At 62.2% G+C, this 23,512-nt stretch carries 21 protein-coding genes and 1 other RNA gene; 17 read left to right on the forward strand and 5 right to left on the reverse strand.

The genetic code is table 11. The features are described from left to right. The first annotated feature begins 155 nt into the window (after positions 1 to 155). From A6D6_RS14965 to A6D6_RS14990, 6 genes are all read left to right on the forward strand, one after another. Positions 156 to 1,319 (forward strand): phosphoglycerate kinase, encoded by a 1,164-nt coding sequence (locus tag A6D6_RS14965; protein WP_159661171.1) that lies wholly within the window; start codon positions 156 to 158, stop codon positions 1,317 to 1,319. A gap of 133 nt (positions 1,320 to 1,452) precedes the next feature. Continuing rightward, positions 1,453 to 2,517: a class II fructose-bisphosphate aldolase gene (gene fba, locus A6D6_RS14970; RefSeq protein ID WP_133492796.1), complete on the forward strand. Its 1,065-nt coding sequence runs from the start codon at positions 1,453 to 1,455 to the stop codon at positions 2,515 to 2,517. Positions 2,518 to 3,134: 617 nt separating this feature from the next. Further along, positions 3,135 to 3,761 carry a TetR/AcrR family transcriptional regulator gene (locus A6D6_RS14975; RefSeq protein WP_133492797.1) on the forward strand — a complete coding sequence of 209 codons (627 nt, stop codon included), beginning with the start codon at positions 3,135 to 3,137 and terminating at the stop codon, positions 3,759 to 3,761. 136 nt (positions 3,762 to 3,897) lie between these two features. Beyond that, the gene (locus tag A6D6_RS14980; RefSeq protein WP_133492798.1) at positions 3,898 to 4,353 is read left to right on the forward strand and encodes a hypothetical protein; all 456 of its coding nucleotides are present in this window, start codon (positions 3,898 to 3,900) and stop codon (positions 4,351 to 4,353) included. Between the two features lie 167 nt (positions 4,354 to 4,520). Continuing rightward, positions 4,521 to 5,504: an alpha/beta hydrolase gene (locus A6D6_RS14985; protein ID WP_159661172.1), complete on the forward strand. Its 984-nt coding sequence runs from the start codon at positions 4,521 to 4,523 to the stop codon at positions 5,502 to 5,504. A 120-nt stretch (positions 5,505 to 5,624) separates the two neighbouring features. Beyond that, on the forward strand, positions 5,625 to 5,912 hold the full coding sequence (locus A6D6_RS14990; protein WP_133492800.1) for a hypothetical protein: 288 nt from the start codon (positions 5,625 to 5,627) through the stop codon (positions 5,910 to 5,912). A gap of 48 nt (positions 5,913 to 5,960) precedes the next feature. Here the strand turns inward: A6D6_RS14990 and A6D6_RS14995 are convergent, their stop codons facing one another. Next, positions 5,961 to 6,395 carry a hypothetical protein gene (locus A6D6_RS14995; protein WP_159661173.1) on the reverse strand — a complete coding sequence of 145 codons (435 nt, stop codon included), beginning with the start codon at positions 6,393 to 6,395 and terminating at the stop codon, positions 5,961 to 5,963. A 384-nt stretch (positions 6,396 to 6,779) separates the two neighbouring features. On the opposite strand from A6D6_RS14995, the gene rpiA reads away from it, so the two are divergent. The 5 genes from rpiA to A6D6_RS15020 all read left to right on the forward strand — a co-directional run bounded on the left by rpiA (position 6,780) and on the right by A6D6_RS15020 (position 14,592). After that, on the forward strand, positions 6,780 to 7,433 hold the full coding sequence (rpiA, locus tag A6D6_RS15000; protein ID WP_133492802.1) for a ribose-5-phosphate isomerase RpiA: 654 nt from the start codon (positions 6,780 to 6,782) through the stop codon (positions 7,431 to 7,433). 394 nt (positions 7,434 to 7,827) lie between these two features. Further along, positions 7,828 to 9,177, forward strand: a complete 1,350-nt coding sequence (locus tag A6D6_RS15005; RefSeq protein WP_133492803.1) for an outer membrane protein transport protein — start codon at positions 7,828 to 7,830, stop codon at positions 9,175 to 9,177. Positions 9,178 to 9,188: 11 nt separating this feature from the next. Further along, the gene (locus A6D6_RS15010; RefSeq protein ID WP_159661174.1) at positions 9,189 to 12,416 is read left to right on the forward strand and encodes an Ig-like domain-containing domain; all 3,228 of its coding nucleotides are present in this window, start codon (positions 9,189 to 9,191) and stop codon (positions 12,414 to 12,416) included. Positions 12,417 to 12,689: 273 nt separating this feature from the next. Further along, positions 12,690 to 14,207 (forward strand): threonine ammonia-lyase, biosynthetic, encoded by a 1,518-nt coding sequence (gene ilvA, locus A6D6_RS15015; RefSeq protein ID WP_133492805.1) that lies wholly within the window; start codon positions 12,690 to 12,692, stop codon positions 14,205 to 14,207. A 232-nt stretch (positions 14,208 to 14,439) separates the two neighbouring features. Further along, positions 14,440 to 14,592 carry a hypothetical protein gene (locus A6D6_RS15020; protein ID WP_022997042.1) on the forward strand — a complete coding sequence of 51 codons (153 nt, stop codon included), beginning with the start codon at positions 14,440 to 14,442 and terminating at the stop codon, positions 14,590 to 14,592. On the opposite strand, the gene A6D6_RS15025 is transcribed toward A6D6_RS15020, so the two are convergent. The 4 genes from A6D6_RS15025 to A6D6_RS15040 form a co-directional block, all read right to left on the reverse strand. Next, positions 14,593 to 15,177 carry a 5-formyltetrahydrofolate cyclo-ligase gene (locus tag A6D6_RS15025; RefSeq protein WP_159661175.1) on the reverse strand — a complete coding sequence of 195 codons (585 nt, stop codon included), beginning with the start codon at positions 15,175 to 15,177 and terminating at the stop codon, positions 14,593 to 14,595. A 110-nt stretch (positions 15,178 to 15,287) separates the two neighbouring features. Then, positions 15,288 to 15,473: non-coding RNA, 6S RNA (ssrS, locus tag A6D6_RS15030), on the reverse strand. 34 nt (positions 15,474 to 15,507) lie between these two features. After that, a complete protein-coding gene (locus A6D6_RS15035; RefSeq protein WP_159661176.1) occupies positions 15,508 to 15,837 on the reverse strand; it encodes a cell division protein ZapA in 330 nt (109 codons plus the stop codon). Beyond that, positions 15,834 to 16,049: a TIGR02449 family protein gene (locus A6D6_RS15040; RefSeq protein WP_133492808.1), complete on the reverse strand. Its 216-nt coding sequence runs from the start codon at positions 16,047 to 16,049 to the stop codon at positions 15,834 to 15,836. The genes A6D6_RS15035 and A6D6_RS15040 overlap by 4 nt, the downstream gene beginning before the upstream one ends. Positions 16,050 to 16,236: 187 nt before the next feature. Between A6D6_RS15040 and A6D6_RS15045 the strand changes: the two genes are divergently transcribed. From A6D6_RS15045 to A6D6_RS15070, 6 genes are all read left to right on the forward strand, one after another. Then, a complete protein-coding gene (locus A6D6_RS15045; protein ID WP_159661177.1) occupies positions 16,237 to 16,827 on the forward strand; it encodes a UPF0149 family protein in 591 nt (196 codons plus the stop codon). Between the two features lie 61 nt (positions 16,828 to 16,888). Then, positions 16,889 to 18,211, forward strand: coding sequence for a Xaa-Pro aminopeptidase (pepP, locus tag A6D6_RS15050; RefSeq protein WP_133492810.1), 1,323 nt, complete (start codon positions 16,889 to 16,891; stop codon positions 18,209 to 18,211). After that, complete coding sequence (locus A6D6_RS15055; RefSeq protein ID WP_159661178.1) at positions 18,208 to 19,380, forward strand: FAD-dependent monooxygenase; 1,173 nt, start codon at positions 18,208 to 18,210, stop codon at positions 19,378 to 19,380. Before pepP ends, A6D6_RS15055 begins: the two co-directional genes overlap by 4 nt. Further along, the gene (locus tag A6D6_RS15060) at positions 19,377 to 20,645 is read left to right on the forward strand and encodes an FAD-dependent monooxygenase (RefSeq protein ID WP_133492812.1); all 1,269 of its coding nucleotides are present in this window, start codon (positions 19,377 to 19,379) and stop codon (positions 20,643 to 20,645) included. Before A6D6_RS15055 ends, A6D6_RS15060 begins: the two co-directional genes overlap by 4 nt. Before the next feature lie 37 nt (positions 20,646 to 20,682). Further along, on the forward strand, positions 20,683 to 21,693 hold the full coding sequence (locus A6D6_RS15065; RefSeq protein WP_133492813.1) for a Fe(3+) ABC transporter substrate-binding protein: 1,011 nt from the start codon (positions 20,683 to 20,685) through the stop codon (positions 21,691 to 21,693). Next, positions 21,677 to 23,269, forward strand: coding sequence for an ABC transporter permease (locus A6D6_RS15070; RefSeq protein WP_159661179.1), 1,593 nt, complete (start codon positions 21,677 to 21,679; stop codon positions 23,267 to 23,269). The genes A6D6_RS15065 and A6D6_RS15070 overlap by 17 nt, the downstream gene beginning before the upstream one ends. Positions 23,270 to 23,512 lie beyond the last annotated feature (243 nt).

The following is a 23,512-nucleotide window of genomic DNA, read 5'->3' on the forward strand; positions in this document are numbered from 1 at the left end:
ATGCATGAAGGCGTGCAGGAGTGAAACCGGTAAACCGAACTGCCGGCTGAATCGTGGAATGGTATGTTGGTGCGCATGAGTGTCAGCGTACTCAATTGTTTTTGCGTGCAGGCGTGTCAGCGTGTTGCGTGCAAGCGAATTGTTGAGGAAAGACCATGAACTTCAAACGCATGACCGACCTGGATCTGAAGGGCAAGCGGGTACTGATCCGCGAAGACCTGAACGTGCCGGTCAAAGAGGGCAAGGTCACCAGTGGTGCGCGCATCCGTGCCTCCCTGCCGACCATTGAGTACGCGCTGAAGGCCGGTGCCCGGGTGATGCTGATGTCCCACCTGGGCCGCCCCAGTGAAGGGGAATACGAAGAGCAGTTTTCCCTGAAACCGGTGGCCGAACACCTGGGCACCCTGCTGGGCCGGGAAGTGCCGCTGGTGAAGGACTGGCTCGACGGTGTCGACGTGGCCGAGGGCGAGGTCGTGCTGTGCGAGAACGTGCGTTTCAATAAAGGTGAGAAGAAGGACGATGAGGCGTTGTCACGGAAGATGGCGGCGCTGTGTGATATCTATGTGATGGATGCCTTCGGCACCGCGCACCGTGCCCAGGCGTCCACCCACGGGGTCGGCAAATTCGCCCCGGTGGCTTGCGCTGGTCCGCTGCTGGCCAATGAGCTGGACGCGCTCTCCAAGGCTCTGGGCAACCCGGCCAAGCCGCTGGTGGCGATCGTTGGCGGCTCCAAGGTGTCCACCAAACTGGAAGTGCTGGAAGCGCTGGCTGACAAGGTGGATCAGTTGATCGTCGGCGGCGGTATCGCCAACACCTTCCTGGCGGCGGAAGGTCTGCCGGTGGGTAAATCCCTGTATGAGCCGGATTTGCTCGACGCGGCTCGCAAGATCGCCACCAAGGTGCACATTCCGCTGCCGGTGGATGTGGTGGTGGCCACGGAATTTTCCGCCGACGCGAACGCGGTGACCAAGAAGGTGGAAGAGGTGAGCGAGGACGACATGATCCTCGATGTGGGCCCGCAAACCGCCCACGTCTTCGCCGCGCTGATGAAGGAAGCCCGCACCATCATCTGGAACGGCCCGGTGGGCGTGTTCGAGTTCGACCAGTTCGGTGAGGGAACCAAGGAGATGGCCGAGGCCATCGCCGACAGTGAAGCGTTCTCCATTGCTGGCGGCGGTGACACCCTGGCCGCGGTGGACAAGTATGAAATCGCCGACCGCATCAGCTACATTTCCACTGGTGGCGGCGCCTTCCTGGAGTTCGTGGAAGGCAAGACCTTGCCCGCGGTGGCCATGCTCGAGGCTCGGGCGAAGGATTAAGACGCTGGCACGCAACACGCCAGCACGCGCCCACGCCAAAGCGTGACAGCGTGTTGCGTGTAAGCGAAACGAGGTTATGGACGAAGTAATAGTGGTGTCGGTCACCACCAACGGATAATCAAGGGGTAAAACCATGGCACTGATCAGCATGCGCCAATTACTGGACCACGCCGCCGAGCACGGCTACGGCGTACCGGCGTTCAATGTGAACAACCTGGAGCAGATGCGCGCAATCATGGAGGCGGCGGATAAAACCAATTCGCCGGTGATTGTGCAGGCCAGCGCCGGCGCCCGCAAATACGCCGGCGCTCCATTCCTGCGCCACCTGATTCTGGCGGCGGTGGAAGAGTTCCCCCATATCCCGGTGGTGATGCACCAGGATCATGGCACCAGCCCTTCCGTGTGCCAGCGTTCCATTCAACTGGGCTTTTCCTCGGTGATGATGGACGGCTCCCTGGGTGAGGACGGCAAAACTCCCACCGACTACGAGTACAACGTGCGGGTGACCCGTCAGACGGTGGATATGGCCCACGCCTGCGGCGTCTCGGTGGAAGGGGAACTGGGATGCCTGGGCTCCCTGGAAACCGGCCAGGCCGGCGAGGAAGACGGCATCGGCGCGGAAGGCACCCTGAGCCATGAGCAGATGCTCACCGACCCGGAAGAGGCGGCGGACTTCGTCAAGGCAACCCATGTGGACGCCCTGGCCATCGCCATTGGCACCAGCCACGGCGCCTACAAGTTCACCCGTCCGCCCACCGGCGATATCCTGGCCATCGAGCAGATCAAGGCGATCCATGCCCGTATCCCGGATACCCATCTGGTCATGCACGGTTCCTCCTCCGTGCCGCAGGACTGGCTTGCCATCATTAATGAGTTCGGTGGCGAGATTCCGGAAACCTACGGCGTGCCGGTGGAAGAAATTCAGGAAGGCATCAAGTACGGGGTGCGCAAGGTCAACATCGACACCGACCTGCGCCTGGCGTCCACCGGTGCCATTCGCCGGTTCCTGGCCACCAACAAGGCTGAGTTCGACCCGCGCAAGTATTTGAAGGAATCCGTCACCGCCATGCGCGACATCTGTATCGACCGGTACGAAGCCTTTGGTACCGCTGGTAACGCCGACAAGATCAAACCGGTAAGCCTGGAAGTGATGTTTCAGCGTTACGAGGACGGCGAACTGGACCCGCGCATCAAGTAAGCCTGCAAGATCGCAAACACGCAACACGCAACACGCAACACGCAACACGCAACACGCAACACGCAACACGCAACACGCAACACGCAACACGCAACACGCAACACGCAACACGCAACACGCAACACGCAACACGCAACACGCAACACGCAACACGCAACACGCAACACGCAACACGCAACACGCAACACGCAACACGCAACACGCAACACGCAACACGCAACACGCAACACGCAACACGCAACACGCAACACGCAACACGCAACACGCAACACGCAACACGCAACACGCAACACGCAACACGCAACACGCAACACGCAACACGCAACACTCTGGTCCGCTGGCGCGGCCTTGCGGGCATGAATTTGCTCAGTATTCGCTGGCTTGCCAGCGAATCAGCGTGCAAGCGTGTTGCGTGTTGCGTGCAAGCGTGTCAGCGAATTCCACGGACCGCGATTTTCTCTCTTCCTCCAATAGCCTTCCTTTTCCCGTTCTGGCTTGCCTGAAACTGCCGTTCGCTTGGCGGATACTCTTGTCGGCGCTATGATGGTCGCTTGGCGTTACACATAACAATAGTCGTAACTCATCTAAGCGACGAGAGACTTCCAGGGAGAGCCTTCATGGCGATCGACAGTAGCGAAACCCTGCCCGGACAACGCGGGCCCGCCGACCACGAGCGGCGTACACAGATCCTGCAGGTGGCGGATGAGCTGTTCCGTGTGCACGGCTACCGCAAGACCTCGGTGACCGACATTGCCAAGGCGATTGGTGTGTCCAGCGCCTATCTGTACCGTTTTTTCGACTCCAAGCAGGCAATTGGCGAGGCGGTTTGCGCCATGGCGCTGTCGTCCATGGGCGAAGCCGTCAGTGCGGTGGCAGAGCGGGACGTTTCCGCCACCCAGCGCCTGCGCGACATGCTGCAGACCTTGCTTTCCGAGGGGATGCGCCTGTTTCTCAAGGAGCGGCGTCTGCACGACATCATCGTCGTTTCCATCGAAAACCAATGGGCGGTAACCGAGGAGCACAACAACACGGTGTCCGAGGCGATCGAGAAGATTGTTGCCGATGGCCGTGAAAGCGGCGAATTCGAGCGCAAGACGCCACTGGATGAAGTGTGCATGGCGATACGCATCACCGCCGCGGCCTATGCCCATCCGGTGCTGCTCAGCCGGCTGGGTGACACCGATGAAATGGAGACCAAACTGTCGGCGGTCACCAACCTGATCCTGCGGAGTCTGGCACCCTGAAAATAATCGTGAGTTACAAGTTGACAATAACGTAACCTGTAACTATACTGGCTCCATCAGCGTGGGAGACCAGCAAGCACTCGCGAAATCGCCCTGACCTCCCGCGACATTCCCTGAATGTGAACGTGAGGAAAGGATGATGAAAAACGTAGCCCGTTTGTCCGTTGCCGCCCTGGTCGTTGCTGGTCTGGCTGCCGCGCCGCTGGCCCAGGCCTCCAGCTTCGAAGATCAGGTCCGTGCCGATTACCTGAACGCCCGTGAGCAGATTGACTCCCCGGCATTGGTTGATGGTCAGGTGCAACGCGCCGCCAGCGACCGCCTGCAAGCCGAGCAGCGTGGCCAGTCCCAGGGGAAAGGCCGTGATTTCCTGAGCATCCGTGAGAACATCGATTCCCAGGACTACATCGCGTACCGCTCCCAGGAAGCCCAGCGCAACCTGGCGGTAGCCAGGGAGCATGCTCCCCAGGCCGGCCAGACGCCGGTGGATCATCTGGGTCACCGCCTGAACCTGGACTCTCCGGAGAATCTGCAACGTGTTATTTCCGAAGTTCAGGCTCAGCAAGCATTGCGGGCCCAGCAGGCACAGCTGTAAGAGACTGGCCAGCAAACCTGTAAGCTTGTAGTTCCCGCCCGGCCTCTGGCCGGGCCATCAAAGCGCCCTTGATCGGGCGCTTCGTGGTTCGGGCGATGGCATGCCGGGCATGGAGTGCCTATCATTGACGGTTGTCATACACCGCCTGAGCCGAGAGCTTCCCGCCTATGTCGATACCGTTTTCCCGCGACGCCATCACCCGTAGTTGGCATCCCCTGAATTGGGAACGGTTCGCCCCTCTCGATGACCCCAGCCTGGATTACGTCAGTTACTACGGCATCGATTTTGCCGCCCGGTTGCCGTGTCTGGAGCACGGTTTCGGCTATTTCGATGCCGCCGGCCATACCCTCGGTATCCACGTCTGGCGTCCGCCGTCGCCGAAGGGCACGGTGTTCGTATGCCATGGCTATTTCGACCATGTCGGCCTTTACGGTCATGTCATCGGACATCTGTTGGAGCAGGGCTTCGCCGTGGTCGCTTACGATCTGCCCGGGCATGGTCTCAGTTCCGGTCCGCCGGCGGATATCGACGACTTCAAGGTGTATCGGGACGTGCTGGAGCAGTGTCTGAGCCTGGCCCGGACACATTTGCCCAAACCCTGGCATGTGGTGGCGCAGAGCACCGGCGGCGCCATTGTCATGGATTTCCTTCTGCATCACCGGTTCGACGCGGGCAGGGCGCCGTTTGAGCAGGTTATTCTGCTGGCCCCCCTGGTGCGTCCATTCAAATGGGGCACCGCCCGCTGGCTGCATACCCTGATTCGTCCTTTTGCACGCTCGATAAAGCGGGTTTTCACCATTAACTCCGGAGATCCCGATTTTCTGGATTTCCTGGAAAACCGGGACCCCCTGCAGCCCCGGCGGCTGCCGGCCAGTTGGGTGACCGCATTGAAGCGCTGGTTGCCGGGGTTTGAGCGAGCCGCCCCGGTGCCGTTGTCGCTGGTGGTGATCCAGGGGGATCAGGATGAGACGGTGGACTGGCGCTATAACCTGGACATTATCCGCCGCAAATTCCAGGAACCCCGTATTCATATCCTGGAAGGCGCCCGTCATCAGTTGGCCAATGAACAGGCCGATTATCGGGAGCGCATCTTCCGTATCATTGATGACTGTTTGAACGTGCCGGGGCACCCGGCCCGGGCGAAGGCCTGAAGACGTGGAATTTTACCTTGTGTTACTTGCCTGCCGAGGCGCCAGAACTGGGACAATGGTACTGCTCGCATTCATCGACTACCCGGACACGGTGCCCGGGTGCAAGCAGGAGGTAACGCCATGAAGTTCAAACCAGTATGGATGGCCACGGGCGTGATGCTGGTGACGATGGCAACGCCGGCTCTGGCCCAACTGGATAGTCGGGCCACGCGGTCACCGGATCCCGCCGCCCAGGCGGAGCAGCGGCGGCAGGATTTGCAGAATCGTCTGGACAATCAGCGCCGCGCGGCGGAAGAGCGCCGGAAAACCCAGCAGCAGCGAGCGGATGAGCGGATGGAAGCCGCCGAACAGCGCCGTAAGGAAATGGAGCAGGAGGCGTTGCGGCGTCGTGAGGCGCTGACGCGATAGGCCCAAAAAGCCCCGGGATAACCGGGGCTTCTCGTTTCAGGAAGCGGCTTACTCTTTCGGTTTGATAGTGCCTTCCTTCACTTCCTGCAGGCGCTCCTTGATCTGGTCCGGATTATCCAGGTTTTCCCGGTCCTTGGCGTAGTTCGGGCTTTGCATGTCCTTACCCATTTCCTTGGCTTCCTGGCGGGCCTTGTCGCGGGTTGCCCGGCCTTCCTCGAGCCGCTCCTCGATATTCTTGTCGATCTTGCTGCGGTCCTCGCCGTAGTTTCTGGCCTTGTCCGAAACGCCTTCGGCGGCACGCCGCTTGGACTCGGTTTCGGCCTCGATCGCCTTCTTGTATTCCTTGGAGATGTGTTCCGGGCTGTCCAGATTACGCCGCTCAGTGGAGTAGTCCCGCCCGGAGGTATCATCAGCCATCGCGAGCGGTGCCGCCACGACACCGAGGGTGGCGAAGATAAGAGGGATGAATGCTGACCGTTGCATGAGTCGTCTCCTTGTAGATCAATGGTTACTCCCTGAACATTCCGTGGAGTAGCGCTTTTTGGTTTCATTGTTTTAGTTCACCGCGGAGGCTGGCATGGGGCGGTCCGTACCGGCGACACGGTGATATGTTCAAGATGCGCGAACTGTACAAAAATTCAAGTCATACATTAGTAAAAAAGAATATCGCCGCCGGTGGAGCGCTGCTGACCCAAGGCGCCGGGGCGGTTCGCCCGCGGGTTGATTCGCTGCCAAGGCAGCTTCCCACAACAAGTCCTGCGAAGCCGCTGTGGGAAGCTGCCTTGGCAGCGAATTGAGGGGCGTATTGACGCAATATTCAGGTTAAACTGGGTGATCGTCGTGGAATTAATCGGTTTGAGGTAGGAAATGGATCAAAATGCGTTGAAGCAGAAGGTGGCGGAGGCCGCCTTGCGCCATGTGCCCGAAGGCGAGGTCATCGGTGTGGGTACCGGCTCCACGGCAAACTATTTTATTGATGCTCTGGCGTCCATGAAGGACCGTCTGGCCGGTGCCGTGGCCAGTTCCGAAGCCACTGCCGAGCGGTTGCGCGGGCATGGTATCGAAGTGCTGGAACTGAATCAGGTGGACACTCTGCCGCTGTACGTGGACGGCGCGGACGAGGTTAATGATCACCGGGAAATGATCAAGGGCGGCGGGGGAGCTCTGACCCGCGAGAAAATCGTGGCGGCGGTGGCTGAGCGGTTCATCTGCATTGTCGACGGTTCCAAGCAGGTCAAGCGCCTGGGCCGCTTCCCCTTGCCGGTGGAGGTGATCCCCATGGCCCGGTCCTACGTGGCGCGTCGACTTGCCGCGCTCGGAGGGCAGCCCCAATACCGGGAGGGCTTTGTCACGGATAACGGCAATCTGATTCTCGATGTGCGCAATCTGGATATTCTCAACCCCATCGAGCTGGAAGAGAAAATCAACAATATTACCGGGGTCGTTACCAACGGCCTGTTCGCCCGCCGTCCCGCCGACCTGGTGCTGGTTGGCCGTGGCGATGAGGTGATTTCGATTTAATTGCAAACCGGGGCAGTGCTGTCCATGGACCGGCGTTGCCCGGTAATTTGCCTGCACGTCGATTCGCTGCCAAGGCAGCTTCCCACAGCGGCTTTGTAGGGCCCGTTGAGGGGAGCTGCCTTGGCAGCGATCATCAATTCTTCCGAGCCCCGTCACAGAGTGACACGGTCTGTTACAGCTGCTAACCATCCGCCATCCCTGAGTACGGTTTTCCACCTTTTTTCATACGCCAATGTCTGTGCACATTTGTTTTACTGAGATTGCATAGAAAGGAAGTTCTGAATATTACCTTGTCCCCATTATTCGGAGCTTTCTTAAAAAGGGGGGTGCCGGTAATCGCTCCGGGCCCCGACCTGGATTACACAACAACAATGATCCGTACCGGAGGCAGTGTATGTTCGGACTTTCCCCCCTGCGTCGCGGTGGCATCGCGGCCCTGTCCCTTTCGGTCGCCGCTTCGATTGCTTCCCCGGCTTTCGCCGCCATGGGTAACACCGCCAGCAGCTATGGCCTTTTTCCTGGTGATGTGGCATCCGCTCAGGCCCTTTCCATGTTCAATCCGCAGGCGTCGGCGCTGTATTACAACCCGTCCTACCTGATCAAGGACCCCCGTGGTGAGCTGACCATCGGCTTCCTGCATGCCGAGCAGGAGCTTGATGGCAGGAGTCTGGGGGGCGCGGCACCGGCCACGCGCGACGGTAACCTGCTCGACGACAGCCGCAGCCAGCAGCAATTGATCGCGCTGAAAACCGATCTGTCCAGCATCACCAAATTCGAACATCCAATTTACTTCGCCATCATCGCCGGCGTGGAAAAATACGGGAAAGAAATGCTCTCCTTTAATTCCACCACGTCTATGGGCGGGCAATACATGGAGTACGGTCGTCAACCGTTATTCCTGAATATCGGCGGTGGTACCGAGTTGCTGCACGGGATCGCCGTCGGCGCCTCCGCGCACGTCTCCCTGCGCTCCGACGCTAAACTGGTGGCGAGCTCCAACCTGGCCGGTGAGACCCAGTATGAAACACTCGAGGTCAACGCCAAACCGGTGATCCGCCCGGTGCTCGGTGTCACCCTGGACTGGGGCAAGCTGATCTGCGGCAAGGGGGATTGCATCACCGACGGCCTGGAAACCGCATTCGCCTTTCGCGGCCATACCGAAGCGCGCACCTCGGTGGACTCGCGCATCACCATTCCCGGCACCGTGCCGTCGCCGGGTATCGCCTTGCTGATCGATACCGTGGATTCCTATCAACCGGACATTTACAGCGCCGGGTTGCAATACCGTTTCAATGACCGGCTGCGTGCCGGGGTGACGGTGGAACGGCAGAACTGGTCGGACCTGATGGAGGTGCTGGAGGACGACACCGTCAAGGATCAAGCGGACATCCGCTTCAAGGACATCACCGTGCCCCGGGTCGGGGTTGAGTGGAGCGCGCTCAAGAATGTAAGCCTGACCGCCGGCGTGGCGTTCCGGGAATCACCGATGGAAAGCGATCGCAGCCTGGACGTCAATTATCTGGATGCGGACAAGACCATCTACGGCGTCGGTGGCTCCTGGACCATCGAGCAACCCCCGATCCTTGCGTATCCCATGCGAGTGGATTTCGGCTACCAGTTCCATGATATCGACGAGCGCAAGTTTGATCTGACCAGTGACCGGGCCCCGGTGAATCCCTACGAAACCATCGAAACCGGCGGTGAAGTCCATGTATTCAGTGGTTCCGTCACCCTGAAGTTCTGAGGAGTGGTGTCATGCGAAGCAAACTGATCATAGCCGCCTGCGCCGGTATCCTGGCCGGTTGCGGGGGGGGCGGTAGCAGCAATCCGAGTTTCGATGGGCCCCAGTACAATCCCAAGGAACTGTATTTCAACTACCCTTTCGACGGGCAGGCCTATGTGGCGCCGTCCGCTCCGGTGGTGCTGGAGTTCAGTGATCCCCTGGAGGTGACCGAGGACAACTTCCGTTTCACTGGTCCTGGTGGCGCGCCGGTGCCTTTCGATATGAAGGTGATGAACGATGGCCGTAACGTGGTGTTGCAACCGACCACGCCGCTGGCGCCGATCAGCGACTACAAGGTCGCCATCATTGACCTGGCTCCGGACGGCCGGGTGGTCAATTTCCGTGACGGGGAACTGAACTTTTCCACCCGTCCCGCTCTGGAAGGGCCGCTGTCGTGGCAGCGTGCTTCCGACACCTTTGAGGTCACTGAGATTTTCCCGGACGATGAGCAGTTTCCCACCGTGGATTTCTCCACTTTCCGGCTGCGTATCTCCCAGCCGCTGGACTCATCTTCCGTGGTTTACGGGGATACCGTCAGCCTGAAACAGGGGGATGAGTTGGTGCCGGCGCTGGTGTTGAGCGGTCGCGATACGCTCACCGTGGATCCGCTGGAAGACATGACCCCGGGGCAGCAGTATGTGCTGACGGTGACCGGGCTCACCAGCGTTGCCGGGGAAACACTGGCGCCGTTCGAGCGCACCGTGACACCGCTGAACACCAAGTCCAGCACCGGTGAACGGGAAGTGCTGGTGACCGAGGCGCCGGCCACCGACGACACCCTCGGCTGTCTTGATGACGGTGACCTGCGAACTTCGGAACTGACTGGTGATCCGATCAACTGCGTGCCGTTGATCAGCACCCTGCTGGCCAATGGCACCGCTTCCAAACAGTCTGGTGATATCTACGCCGAACTGGCGTTCCCGCCCAACTTCCCGGATGTGACGCCGCTGCGTATCAAGCGTGGTGGGATTCTGGTGGGCGAACCGCTGGATGTGTTGATCGGCGGGGAAGTGCCGGTGGGCTTCGATTCCGGCGCGGTGACCATCCAGGTGATGTCGGACGCCACCGGTTACCTGTTTCCCAATCCCAACTCCGATTCCCCCGATGCCGCCAAGAACGTGCGTCTGTTCATGGATCTCGCCGCCAACACCAAGGATGCCCGGGCCAACGGCGCCTTCACGCAGAACCTGATGCACGTGGAACTGGTCGGCAAGGCGATCGTCGAGGACGGCAAACTGGTCACCGACGCGCTCACCGTGGTGGAGCCCCGGGTGCTGGGCGTGGAAAACAGCCACGGTGTATTGAGCTTCCATATGGAGTCCTACCGCGACCAGGAGAACGCGCCGCCGCAACCGGCGGATACCGTGCCGCCGACCTTGCTGGTGATGGACGACAATGGCGAGCAGCGGCTGTCCTGGACGCCGGGAGACGTGGCCGATCGTGCCGTGCCCGGTGAACCGATCACCCTGCTGTTCAGCGAGGCGCTGGATCCACTCAGCGTGCGACCGGGCGAGACCGTCCAACTGACCAAGGGCGGCACCGCGGAGCCGTTCTCCTGGAGCCTGGACGGTAACGCTTTGGTAATACAGCCGGAATCGCCACTGGCCTTCGGCGTGCCCTATGAAGTCAGCGCCACCAACGGCCTGACCGATCTGGCCGGCAACGGGTTGCAGGTGCTGGATCCACTGACCGGCCTCAACACCATTGGCTTCACCATGCCGGAATACGTGGTGGCACGGGACGGCGAGGATGTGCGCCGCGCGCCGTTTGCCATGGTGGTCTACCCGGGTTTCCCCTGCGCCAGCAGCGCCGCCACGGCGTCCGACATCGCCGCCGGCGTGCAGGGCGTGTGTGTCTCTTCGAGCTCTGAATCCGAGCAGGTGGAAGTGGATGAACTGCCGATCGTCGGCATGCCGGCGAACCGGCCGATCCGGGTGCGCTTCTCCCAGAACATGGAGGCCGGCAGCTTGACCCTGGGCACCGCCTGCGGTCAGGGCGCGTTCCGTGTCGAGCGGGTAAGCGAGGACGGTACCTGCCAGGGCGTGGTGGACGGCGATTTGAGACCGGAAACCCGGGCTCTGACTTTTACACCGGAGCAACCCTGGGAAGAGGGTGCTTTGTATCGCTATACCCTGGCTTCGCAAAGCGATGGCTGCGGCGGTGACGTCATATGTTCCACCGATGGGTTACCGCTGCAGACCGCCTTGCTGGAAGGCAGTGATGCCAAATCCGGCGGTCCCAACATGGACGTCCTGTTCCGGGGGACCGGTGCCGTGACCACGGTGTTCCAGGAATTGAGCAACCTGCCGAGCGTCGATGCCAACAGTAACTTTGTCGTCGACGAAGGCGAGCCGAGGGTGCCGGCGGGTACCCCGGATCCGGCGACGCCGGCCAACGCCACGCTGATCCGTCCCAACGGTGATGGCGGTGGCGGCCTGGTCAGCACCGCCAACACCGGTTGCGGATTCGAGGGTACGCCACCCTATACCGAGGACGATCAGATCGATTGTGACAGTGAGCGGATTCTGTATCTCACCGGTGATCTGAATACGGAAATTCTCGATTACGATGGCGAGGCGGGCGGTGTCCCGGTGGTGATTTATCCGACCACCGTGGCGCTGAGCAACCTGGATGCCACGGCGGTGATCGGTCTGGATCTGGATACCTCCGACGGTGACAACTCGCTGAGTGATCTGCCGATTGTCGGCGGTCTGCTGGGCGGCCTGGTGCAGACTCTGGGGGATGTTCTCGGCATCCTGGGACTGGAGGAAGCCGTGCTCGGCCAGGTGGGTAACCTGGGGCTGGTGCCGATCGAGACCCACACCGGGCCGAACATCATGCGGGTGCGTTATGACGAGGACGGTGATGGCAATCGCACCATGCCGCCAGTGGGGCACATCATCGCAACCCCGGACGGGCCGGTGTTCCGGATCACTTTTGATCTGCTGTTCGACGCGCCGGAGCTGAGTCTGCCGCTGGGGCTGCAGCACAACGTGAAAAGCCTGCCGATCGATAACGTGCAACTGGAAGGTCCCGTGGACTTCCTGCCCGATGGCCGCTTGTTCATCGGACTGGAAAATCTGGAACCGCTGAATGTGGATCTGGAAATCACCCTGGCCGGCTTGCCCGGTGGCCAGGTGAATCTGACCATTCCCACCGGCGGCATCAATCTGAGTTACCAGAGCGGCTCGATCAAATAGGCCAAAGGGGCGCATCGTCCGCGATCTGGCGGACGTGTGCTCCGGGTTCACCGCAAGGCCGTTGTGGGAGCCAACCCTGCCGGCGAATGTTTTGGACAAGGAGCCATTCCTTGCAGGGCAAGCTCCCGCTACGACGCTGCCGTGGGAGTGGCACACGAGTCGCGATATTCTCCGGATCGACGCCTTCCCGCCTGTGGACGGACTCCCTGCTCAAACCGTAAACTAGCTGCTTTCCGCCGGTCCGGCGGTCTCGCGCTGATTTTCGGAACCCCCATGCTTGAAAAGTACGTCAAACGGATCCTGCAATCCCGCGTCTATGACGTGGCCCATGAGACCCCCATCCACGCCGCGCCGCTGATTTCCCGGCGAATTGGCAACCGGGTGCTGCTCAAGCGCGAGGATCTGCAGCCGGTGTTCTCCTTCAAGCTGCGCGGCGCCTACAACAAAGTGGCCCAGCTTTCCGAGGCCCAGCGCGAACGCGGCGTGATCTGCGCATCCGCCGGCAACCACGCTCAGGGGTTGGCGCTGGCGGCCACCTCCATGAATGTGCGCTCGGTGATCGTGATGCCGCGCACCACGCCGGATATCAAGGTTAAATCCGTACGTCAGCTTGGCGGCAAGGCGGTGCTGGTGGGCGACAGCTTCGATGAGGCGCTGGCCCATGCCCGCAAGCTGGAAGAAAAGGAAGGCCTGACGTTCGTCCACCCCTACGATGATCCTGACGTGATCGCCGGGCAGGGCACCGTGGGCATGGAGATCCTGCGCCAGCAAAGCCGGGATCTGGATGCCGTCTTCATCCCGGTGGGTGGCGGTGGACTGGCCGCGGGGGTCGCCGCCTACGTTAAGTACGTGCGCCCGGATGTGAAGATCATTGCCGTGGAGCCGGAAGACGCCGCTTGCCTGAAAGCCGCCCTGGAGCGTAAACGCCGGGTAACGCTGCCTGAAGTGGGGTTGTTCGCCGATGGCGTGGCGGTGAAGCAGATCGGCAAGGAAACCTTCCGGGTGCTGAAGGACACGGTGGATGAGGTGATCACCGCCACCACCGACGAGATCTGCGCGGCCATCAAGGACACCTTCGAGGACACCCGCACCGTCTGCGAGCCCGCCGGAGCTCTGGCCCTGGCCGGCCTGAAAAAATGGGTGGCGCGCACCAAGTCGGAGAACAAGACGCTGGTGGCGATCCAGAGTGGTGCCAATGTCAATTTTGATCGTCTGCGGCATATTTCCGAGCGGGCGGAACTGGGCGAGCAGCGCGAGGCGATTCTGGCGGTAACCATCCCCGAGAAGCCGGGCGCCTACCGTAATTTTCTGCAGGTGGTGGGGCGCCGCGCCATCACCGAGTTCAATTATCGGTACGCCGGGGAACACGAAGCGAATATTTTTGTCGGTATTCAGACCAGCTCTGGTGGCGCGGATCTTGCTCCGTTACTGGAAGAGCTGCGGGCTGCCGGTTATCCGGTGGTGGACATGACTGGCAACGAGATGGCCAAGCTGCACATTCGCCATATGGTGGGTGGGCACACCTCGCGCCAGGACCTGGACGAAATGCTGTTCCGGGTGGAATTTCCCGAGCGCCCCGGGGCGCTGCTGAAGTTCCTCATGTCGCTGGGCCACAAGTGGAATATCAGCCTGTTCCACTATAGAAACCACGGCGCCGCCTATGGACGGGTGCTGGTGGGCTTCCAGGTGCCCTTCGGAGAAAGGGGCAACCTGCGCAAGGACCTCAAGAAAGTCCCCTATCCGATGGTGGAAGAGAGTGACAATCCAGCGTACCGGCTGTTTTTGAACTAGGACGTGAGCGATCACACACCTCGTAAACCACGGATCACGCCAGGTGAAAGTTGAGCGGTACTTTTGTTAAGAAAGGTGAGCATGTTGATGTAACCGCTTGACTTTTAAGAGGCAAGTGATCATTTTTCGATCCAGTTCTCGTTTTGTTACATAAATTTTGCATTAGTATTCCATGCTTCGGCATGGACAGCCTTTTGAGAGTGATGACTTTTTCTTGGGGATTGAAGACACAATGAAGAAAAGACCAGATGCACTGGTTGTCCTGGCGATCATTTTTGCCACCGGCGTTTTGGTGAGCACCCTCACCCACGGTGGCAATCAGCCGGATCTGGAGCGCTATGCCCAGTCCGCCGGCGTCAGTATCAAGGCCGATCAGTCACGCTAATCAGTTGCGAGAATCCGTTATAATAAGGTCCAGCGGCTGATCCCAGGGGGCTTCCGGCACCCTGGACAGCCGTTGACACTCAAAAGCGACGCCCACCAGCCGGGGGCGGCGTGGTCGTCGCGCGAAATTCGCCAAAGTCCGATCGTAAAAGCCGCCGCCCATGCCCAGGCGATGGCCTCGATCATCGAATCCCACCAGTGGAATCAACAGAACATCCAGCGCCCAGTCCGCCCGTGCTCGCTCCGCGCATCGTGGCTCTCCGATGCCAAAACGATTGGCGCGCAGTCTTTTCTCCCGGCGCCAGAGATGAAAACGCAGACGGCCGCGGTAAACCGGGTCCAGCACCGGCAGATACAGACGGGTGCCCTGAAAGCGGCGCTGAGCCAGCCCCGGTAGCGGCGACAATTCGCCGTCGGCGGCATGATAGACCGCCACATGGCGAGCCCGCCGCGGTCCCAGTTCCCGCCGCAAATTACGCGCGAACCGCCTCTCCGCCAGACGCCGCTCACCCGCACCCAAAGCCCGCCGCCGCGCCCGTAACTCACGGCGCAACTGCTTGCGATCAACTTGCTCGGATGGGCTCATGGAAAGGAGGGGCTTTAAAAGGAATGTCTTCTCGGGTAGCGGCATGCCTCTCTTACCGGCACCCCACTATTCACTGTTCACTATCCACTATTCACTGCTCTTGAGAAAGCGTGCCCCCCGGGCCGCCGCTGCGGGTGTGGCCCTTGAACCGTCAGGTTCAAGGCGGGAACCGCGGACCGGACCATCAGGCTTTCCGCTCGGTGGCGGACATGCGCACAGGCCGGCCAATATTGGTTCCCTTTTGGTACAACATCGGCTCAGGGACATAACCCGGCTGGCGAACGGACCAGGGGACACTTGAGCGTAGTATATCAGGGCGGGGGCAGCCGGTCAGGGCTTGACAGAAGAGCGGTTCTGGGGGGCGAGCTCCTCGAGCGCACGCAGCTCTCCCTCCAGCCGATCGATCAGCGCCTGCATACGGGCACTGCCGGTCTCATCGGAAGAGGCTTTGGAGCGGGCTTCCAGCAACTCGTGGCTGATATTCAAGGCCGCCATGATGGCGATGCGTTCCAGACCAATCACATTGGCCTGCTTCACTTCACGCATTTGAGTGTCGAGATAGCGGGCGGCGCGCAGCAGATTGTCCTGCTCGCCAACCGGGCAGGCCACGCGGTATTCCTTGCCCAGCAAGTGAATCACCAGCGAACTGCTATCGTTCATGAGTCCTCCTGCTCCAGGGATTGCAGGCGCGTTATGATCGCCTCCACCCGGGAGCGGGCCAAGTCGTTTTTACGGATGAGCTGGGCCCGTTCATCGAGAAGACGGTGTTCCCGCTCGCGCAGCAGGCGATTCTCTTCGCGCAAACGGTTGGACTGACGCAGCAGGGAGTCCACGTGGGCTTCCAGTTGCCGCAGTTGTTGTTCCGTCGTCATGGCAAATCGGTCGCTGTTCGCCTAAGGTTAAGCCCCCGTGCCACTGTCGCTTGCTGCACGTACAGTAGGGAAGTGGAGGGGCCGCCGCCGGGAATGACGGCTTTTTGTACTATAGGTAGGGCCCTGGAAAGGGTCAATGGAATTCAAGACTTAGAGCCTGTTCATAAACCGCAACGTGAAGAATCCCATGTCTGACACCTACGATTTCGAAAGCTGCGCGCGGGCCTTCGCCGGCGCCGGTGTCGCTCACTCCCCCAGTGAAGTGCAGGGGGTGATCTGCGGACTGCTGGCCACCGGCCACGGTCGCCGCGACGATGAACTGCTGGGCGTGCTCGCCGCCCATGTGGAGTTGCCTTCCGGCTTTGATAATGACGTCGCCGCTGTGTTGCTGACCTGCCGTGACCAGGCACTGTCCGCCTTCGCCGATACCGGGCTCGACCTCACCCTGTTGCTGCCGGAAGATGAAGAAGACCTGGGCCTGCGGGTGGCGGCCCTGGGACAATGGAGCGAAGGCTTCCTGGTGGGTTTCGGCACCGGTGCCGCCGGCACCAGCGACAGCGCCTTGTCCATGGGCATCCAGGAAGCGCTGTCCGATCTGGCGGCGATCAGCCAGGTGGCGACGCCGGAGGACGATGATCCGGAAAGCGAGGATATGTTCGAACAGGTGGCGGAGCATTGCCGCATGGCCGCGCTGATGATCTACACCGAACTGGTGATGAAGGCGGAACGCAAAGGGCAGTCCGAGCCGAAACCGGAAACCCCGCCCCGGCAGCATTGATACCCGGCGGCGACACCGCCAGTGACTGACGTTTTTAAAGGTTCATGAGGAGGCCGCGTTCATGTCTATTTCCGCGCAGGAATTCCAGCGCCGCCGGCGCGAGCTGATGGAGCAGATGGAACCCAACAGCATTGCCATTCTGCCGGCGGCGCCGGAGCGCACCCGCAACCGGGATGTGGAGCATCCCTATCGCCAGGACAGCGACTTCTGGTATCTGAGTGGTTTCCCGGAACCGGAAGCGGTGATGGTGCTGTTGCCGGGACGCGAGCATGGTGAGTTCGTCCTGTTCTGCCGTGAGCGTGATCGCGCCATGGAAATCTGGAACGGCTATCGCGCCGGCCCGGAAGGGGCGGTGGCGAACCACCATGCCGACGACGCCTTTCCGATCAACGACATCGACGACATCCTGCCCGGTCTGATCGAAGGCCGTAACCGGGTCTATTACGACATCGGTCGGGATGACGATTTCGACCGGCAACTGATGAGCTGGGTCAACGCCATCCGTGAGCGCGTGCGCACCGGCGCGCAGCCGCCCGGGGAGTTCGTCGCGCTGTCCCACCTGCTGCACGACATGCGTCTGTTCAAGAGCAAGGAAGAGCAGGCGGTGATGCGCCGCGCCGCTGCCATTTCCGCCGGCGCCCATGTGCGTGCCATGCAGTCGGTGCGGCCCGGTATGTACGAGTACCAGCTGGAAGCCGAGTACCTGCACGAATTCATGCGCCACGGCGCCCGCAGCCCGGCCTACCCCAGCATCGTCGGCGGTGGCGCCAACGGCTGCATCCTTCATTACGTGGAAAACAGCGACCAACTCAAGGACGGCGAGCTGGTATTGGTGGACGCCGGCTGTGAGCTGGACTGCTATGCCTCGGACATTACTCGCACCTTCCCGGTGAGCGGCACCTTCTCCGCCGAGCAGCGGGCACTTTATGAAGTGGTGCTGAAGGCCCAGTTGGCGGCGATTGACGCCACCCATCCGGACCATCACTGGAATTACCCCCACGAGGAAGCCGTGCGCGTGCTCACCGAAGGGCTGGTGGCGCTGGGGTTGCTGCATGGGGATCCGGCGGAACTGGTGGAAACCGAAGCCTATCGCCGCTTCTATATGCACCGGACCGGCCACTGGCTCGGCCTTGATGTGCACGACGTCGGTGATTACCGCGTCGGCGGTGCCTGGCGGCAGCTGGAGCCGGGTATGGTGCTTACGGTGGAACCGGGACTGTATGTGGCGCCGGATGACGACACGGTGGAGCCGCGTTGGTGTGGCATCGGCATCCGCATCGAGGATGACGTGCTGGTGACCGCTGACGGCTGCGAGGTCCTGACCCGTGATGTGCCCAAGGCGATCGATGATATCGAAGCGCTGATGCGAGAGGCGCGGGCATGAATCCGAACGGGCCACTGATCGTTGGTGGTGGCATGGCCGGCGCCTTGCTGGCGTTGTTGCTGCGCCATCACGGCTGCCCTTCGGTGACGCTGGTGGAAAGCCACCCTTTGCCCGCCGAGGCGCCGCCGGAAACGCCCAGCTTCGATGCCCGCAGTACCGCGCTGTCCGCCGGCAGCCTGAAGGTGCTGGAACAACTGGGGCTGCTGGCGCCGTTACTGGAACGGGCGGCCTCCATCAACGAGGTGCACGTGTCCCGCCAGGGGCGCCTCGGTCTGACCCGCATGCTCGCCGAAGAACATCGCCTGCCGCGCCTGGGCGCGGTGGTGGAGAACCGCTGGCTGGGCTATTTGCTGGTGAGCGCGCTGTACCGGGATGACGCCATCGAAGTACGGGCGCCGGATGGTGTCGAGGCCGCCCGCCGGGTGTCCGACGGCTATATCGCCAAGTTCAACGACGGCGGCGAGCGTCACACGCCCTTGCTGATCGCCGCCGACGGTGCCAACTCGCGCACCCGGGACTGGCTCGGCATCACGGCACGGCAACAGGACATTGGCCATGACGCGCTGATCGCCAACGTGGCGGTGGCGGAGCCGCATAAGGGCAGGGCCTTCGAACGTTTTCTCGATGACGGACCCATGGCGTTGCTGCCGTTGCCGGATCAACGCATGGCGCTGGTGTGGACCGGCCCCCGTGATCAAGTGGACGCCTGGATGGCGATGGACGACACGCAGGCCCTGGACGCCTTGCATCAACGCATGGGGGCGGCGCCACCGGCGCTCACCGCCATCGGCGAGCGTCACCGTTATCCGCTGGTGCTCACTGAAGCCTGTGCCCAGGCGGTGCCGTTCGGAGCGGTGGTGGGCAATGCCGCCCATACCCTGCACCCGGTGGCGGGCCAGGGTTTCAATCTGAGTGTGCGCGATCTGGCGGCGCTGGCGGAAGCCGTGGGCGGTACCGCGCATCCGGGCGAACTGGCGTGCTTGTCGCGGTGGCAGCAAGCGCGGCGTGCCGATCAGGCCTGGGTCACCCAGGCTTCGCGCCAATTGCCGGAATGGTTCCGGGTGCGCCAGCCGCTGTTCGCCCACAGTCGTCAACTGGGCCTGCTGGCCCTGGATCTGTTGCCCGGCCCGCGCCGGGATTTCGCTCGTCGCGCCATGGGATTGCAATGACCGAGACCTCCTCTCATCACAGTGATGTTCTGATCGTTGGCGGCGGCATGGCCGGGGGGCTGCTGGCGTTGCTGCTGGCCGATCAGGGGCTGGCGGTGCGGGTGCTGGATGGCGCCGCCGAGCCGGTCTGGCCGGAAGGCGAGCCGGGCCTGCGTGTTTCGACCTTGAACGAGGCCAGTTACTGGTTGCTCAACCACGCCGGCGCCTGGCAATACCTGAACCCGCAACGGGTGCAGCCTTATCGGCACATGCAGGTGTGGGATCACGATGGCACCGGCGAAGTGAATTTCGACGTGACCGAGGCCGGCGCGGAAGCGCTGGGCTGGTTGCTGGAAAACGATCATATCGTCGCCGCCCTGTACCGGGCCGGTGCCGATCGGCCGGGCCTGGACTGGCGATGTGGCGCCAAAGTCGCCGCCGTCCGGCGCACCCCGGAGGGGTGGCGGGTGAGGGCCGGCGATGGTGACTACAGCGCCGGCCTGGTGGTGGGCGCCGACGGCGCCCGTTCGCTGGTACGCGAGGCGGCGGGCATTCCCGGTGGTCCCCGCGATACCGGTCACCATGCGCTGGTGGCTACCATCGAGACCGAACGGCCCCATGGCGGCTGCGCCCGGCAAGTGTTCCTGGAGTCCGGCCCTCTGGCTCTGCTGCCGCTGTTCAATGTGCCGTCCGACGCGCCGGAAAGCCGTGACGGCAGGCACTGCTCCATTGTCTGGTCCGGCTGGCCTGGATTTATCGAAGAGCGCCTGGCGGAAGACGATGACGCCTTCGCCGGTGCCCTGAACCGGGCCACCGCCGAAGTGCTCGGTCTGGCCCGGCCGGTGAGCGCGCGGCGCGTGTTTCCGATCCAGGAGCGGCATGCCAGCAGCTACCGGGCGCCAGGTCTGGCGCTGGTCGGCGACGCCGCCCATGTGATCCATCCGCTGGCCGGGCAGGGCATCAATCTGGGCTTCCTGGATGTGGGGGTGCTGGCGGAAGAATTGGCCCGGGTTCGTCAGGCCGGATTGCCCCTGGCTGATCCCGTCGCGCTGGCCCGTTACGAGCGTCGCCGGCGTGCCGACAACCTGCTGATGCAGCAGGCCATGCGCGGTTTCAAGATGCTGTTCGAACGGCGGGAGCCGCCACTGCGCTGGCTGCGAAATACCGGCCTTGGCCTGGTGGACAAGCTGCCGCCGGCGCGGCGTCTGTTCATTGAGCATGCCCTGGGCCGGGCCGGGGACCTGCCGCAATTGGCACGTCCTTGCCAATCGATAATGGAGCCTTGATAATCGCGAATCATTTTCGTTTATGGAGCCATGCCCCATGACTGTCCTGCGCCGTTTGGCCCTGCCTGCGCTCGCCCTTCTTGTCGCCGCCTGTTCCGAGCAACCCGAGCCTAAAGACGAGGTGGTGGTTTACACCTCCCGTAATGACGAGCTGATCAAGCCGGTCTTCGACGCTTACACTGAGCAAACCGGTGTTTCCATTCGTTATATCACCGACAACGCCGGTGCCCTGGCCGCCCGCCTCAAAGCCGAAGGCGAGCAGTCCCCGGCGGATCTGCTGGTCACCGTGGATGCCGGCAACCTGTGGCAGGCCACCCAGGAGGATCTGCTGCAACCGGTGGAGTCCACCGTGCTGGAAGGCAATGTGCCGGAGCATCTGCGTGACGAGCAGGGCCGCTGGTTCGGTCTGACTCAACGCGCCCGCACCATTGTCTACTCCACCGAGCGGGTGCAACCGTCGGAACTGTCCAGCTATGAAGCGCTGGCCGATGAACAATGGAAAGGCCGTTTGTGTCTGCGCACTTCCAAGAAGGTCTACAACCAATCCCTGGTCGCCACCATGATCGAGCGGCTCGGCGAAGAAGAAGCGGAGCGCGTGGTGCGCGGCTGGGTCGATAATCTGGCCACCGATGTGTTCGCCAACGACAACGCGGTGATGGAAGCCATAGTCGCCGGCCAGTGCGACGTCGGCATCGTCAACACCTACTACTTCGGCCGTCTGCAACGCGACAATCCCCAGCTGCCTCTGAAGTTGTTCTGGGCCAACCAGGACAGCAGCGGCACCCATGTGAACATTTCCGGTGGCGGTGTCACCAAGAACGCGCCCAACCGGGAAGCCGCCGTGGCGTTGCTGGAGTGGATGAGCAAGCCGGAAGCCCAGAAGCTGCTCGCCGACGGCAACCTGGAGTACCCGGCCAGCTCCGGCGTCGAACCGGCGGAGCAGGTCAAGGCCTGGGGAGACTTCAAAGCCGACGACCTCAACGTCAGCGTGGCGGGCAGCCGTCAGGTGGAAGCCGTGAAGCTGATGGACCGTGCGGGTTACCGCTGATCGCCGAGTCGATCGCTATCTGATCATCGCCGGGGTCCTGGCCCTGGCGGTGCTGTTGCCGGTTTCCGTGCTGTTGTCCGCCTGGCGCGGCGACGAGTCGGAAACCTGGCGCCATCTGGTGGATACCGTGCTCTGGCGTTTGCTGGGGCATACCGCTTTGCTGGTGATCGGCGTGGGTCTCGGGGCGCTGCTGCTGGGCGTCAGTCTGGCCTGGCTGGTGGCCACCCAGGATTTTCCCGGCCGCCGCGTGCTGGACTGGGCTCTGCTGTTACCGCTGGCCATGCCGGCCTATGTGCTGGCCTTCGTCGTGGTGCAGGGGCTGGACTATTCCGGTCCGGTGCAATCGGCGTTGCGTCAGTGGTGGCCGGGGTTTTCCGGCTTCAGCGCGCGCCATCCGTTCTGGGTGATCGTCACCCTGTCCCTGGTGTTCTACCCCTATGTCTACATGCTGGCGCGGCTGGCGTTCCTGACCCAGGGCCGGGCCGTGATGGAACAGGCCCGGCTGCTTGGCCGCGGCCCCTGGGCGGCGTTCGCCCAGGTGGCGTTGCCGATGGCGCGCCCGGCCATCGCCGCGGGTCTGGCGCTGGCGTTGATGGAAACGCTGGCGGACTTCGGCGCCGTTTCCGTCTTCAATTTCGACACCTTTACCACCGCCATCTATAAGAGCTGGTATGGCCTGTTCAAACTGGCCGCCGCCGCGCAGCTGGCCTCGTTGTTGTTGCTGTTCGTCTTGTTGGCGCTATGGCTGGAACGGCGTGGCCGGGGGCGCGCCCGCTACGGAGAGCGCGGTGGCCGCCCGATGGCGGCGGCGCGCTCACGGTGGGCCTGGCTGATGACCGGCTACGCCGGGCTGGTGGTGACGCTGGCCTTCCTGTTGCCGGCGGGACGCTTGCTGTACTGGGCCCTGGACGAAGTGGCTCGCGGCCTGGACGCACGATTCGTGTCCATGGCGCTGCGCACTCTGACATTGGGTATCAGTGCCGGTGTGCTGGTGGTGGGGCTGGCGTCGGTGCTGGCCTGGCTGCAGCGTCTGCGGCCGCACCGGTTGATGCGCGTGTTGGTACGCACGGCGACGATGGGATATGCGTTGCCCGGTTCGGTGCTGGCGGTGGGGATCGTCATCGGCTTCGCCGCCATCGACCGCCAATTGGGGCACTGGTTTGGCTGGAAGCAACTGTTGGTGGGCAGTCTCGGGGCGCTGTTCCTGGCCTATGTGATCCGTTTCATGGCGGTGGCTTTCGGCCCGGTGGAAAGCGCCTTGGAGCGGGTTCGTCCGGCTCTGCTGGAGGCGGCCCGCACGCTCGGCGCTCCGCCGCTGGACGCGGCGAGGCGGGTGCTATTGCCGATGGTGGCGCCGGGGCTGGTCACGGCGTTGTTGCTGGTGGGCATCGATATCATGAAGGAAATGCCGGCCACGCTGTTGCTGCGTCCCTTTGGCTGGGACACCCTGGCCGTGCGCATCTATGAACTCACCGCGGAAGGGGAGTGGCAACGTGCCGCTCTGCCATCCCTCGCCCTGGTGGCGGTGGGTTTGCTACCCGTCTACCTGCTGGTCCGCCGCCTGCGTCATTTCTGAGGGCGAGAGCCCTGGGCAGCAATCCACGAATTGCCATGAAGCCGCTGCAGGGAGCTTGCTTGCACGCGAATGTGCCAATGCCGAAGGCCGGTAATTCGCCAGCAAGCTAGCTCCCACAGTTTTTGCTACGGAGCCGCTGTGAGAGCTTGCTTGCAAGCGAATATGGCAATGCCGGAGGGCCGTAATTCGCCAGCAAGCTGGCTCCCACAGTTTTGCTACGAAGCCGCTGTGAGAGCTTGCCTG

Origin of the sequence: Alcanivorax xiamenensis (genome assembly GCF_009846745.1) — a bacterium.
Taxonomy (GTDB): Bacteria; Pseudomonadota; Gammaproteobacteria; order Pseudomonadales; family Alcanivoracaceae; genus Alloalcanivorax; species Alloalcanivorax xiamenensis.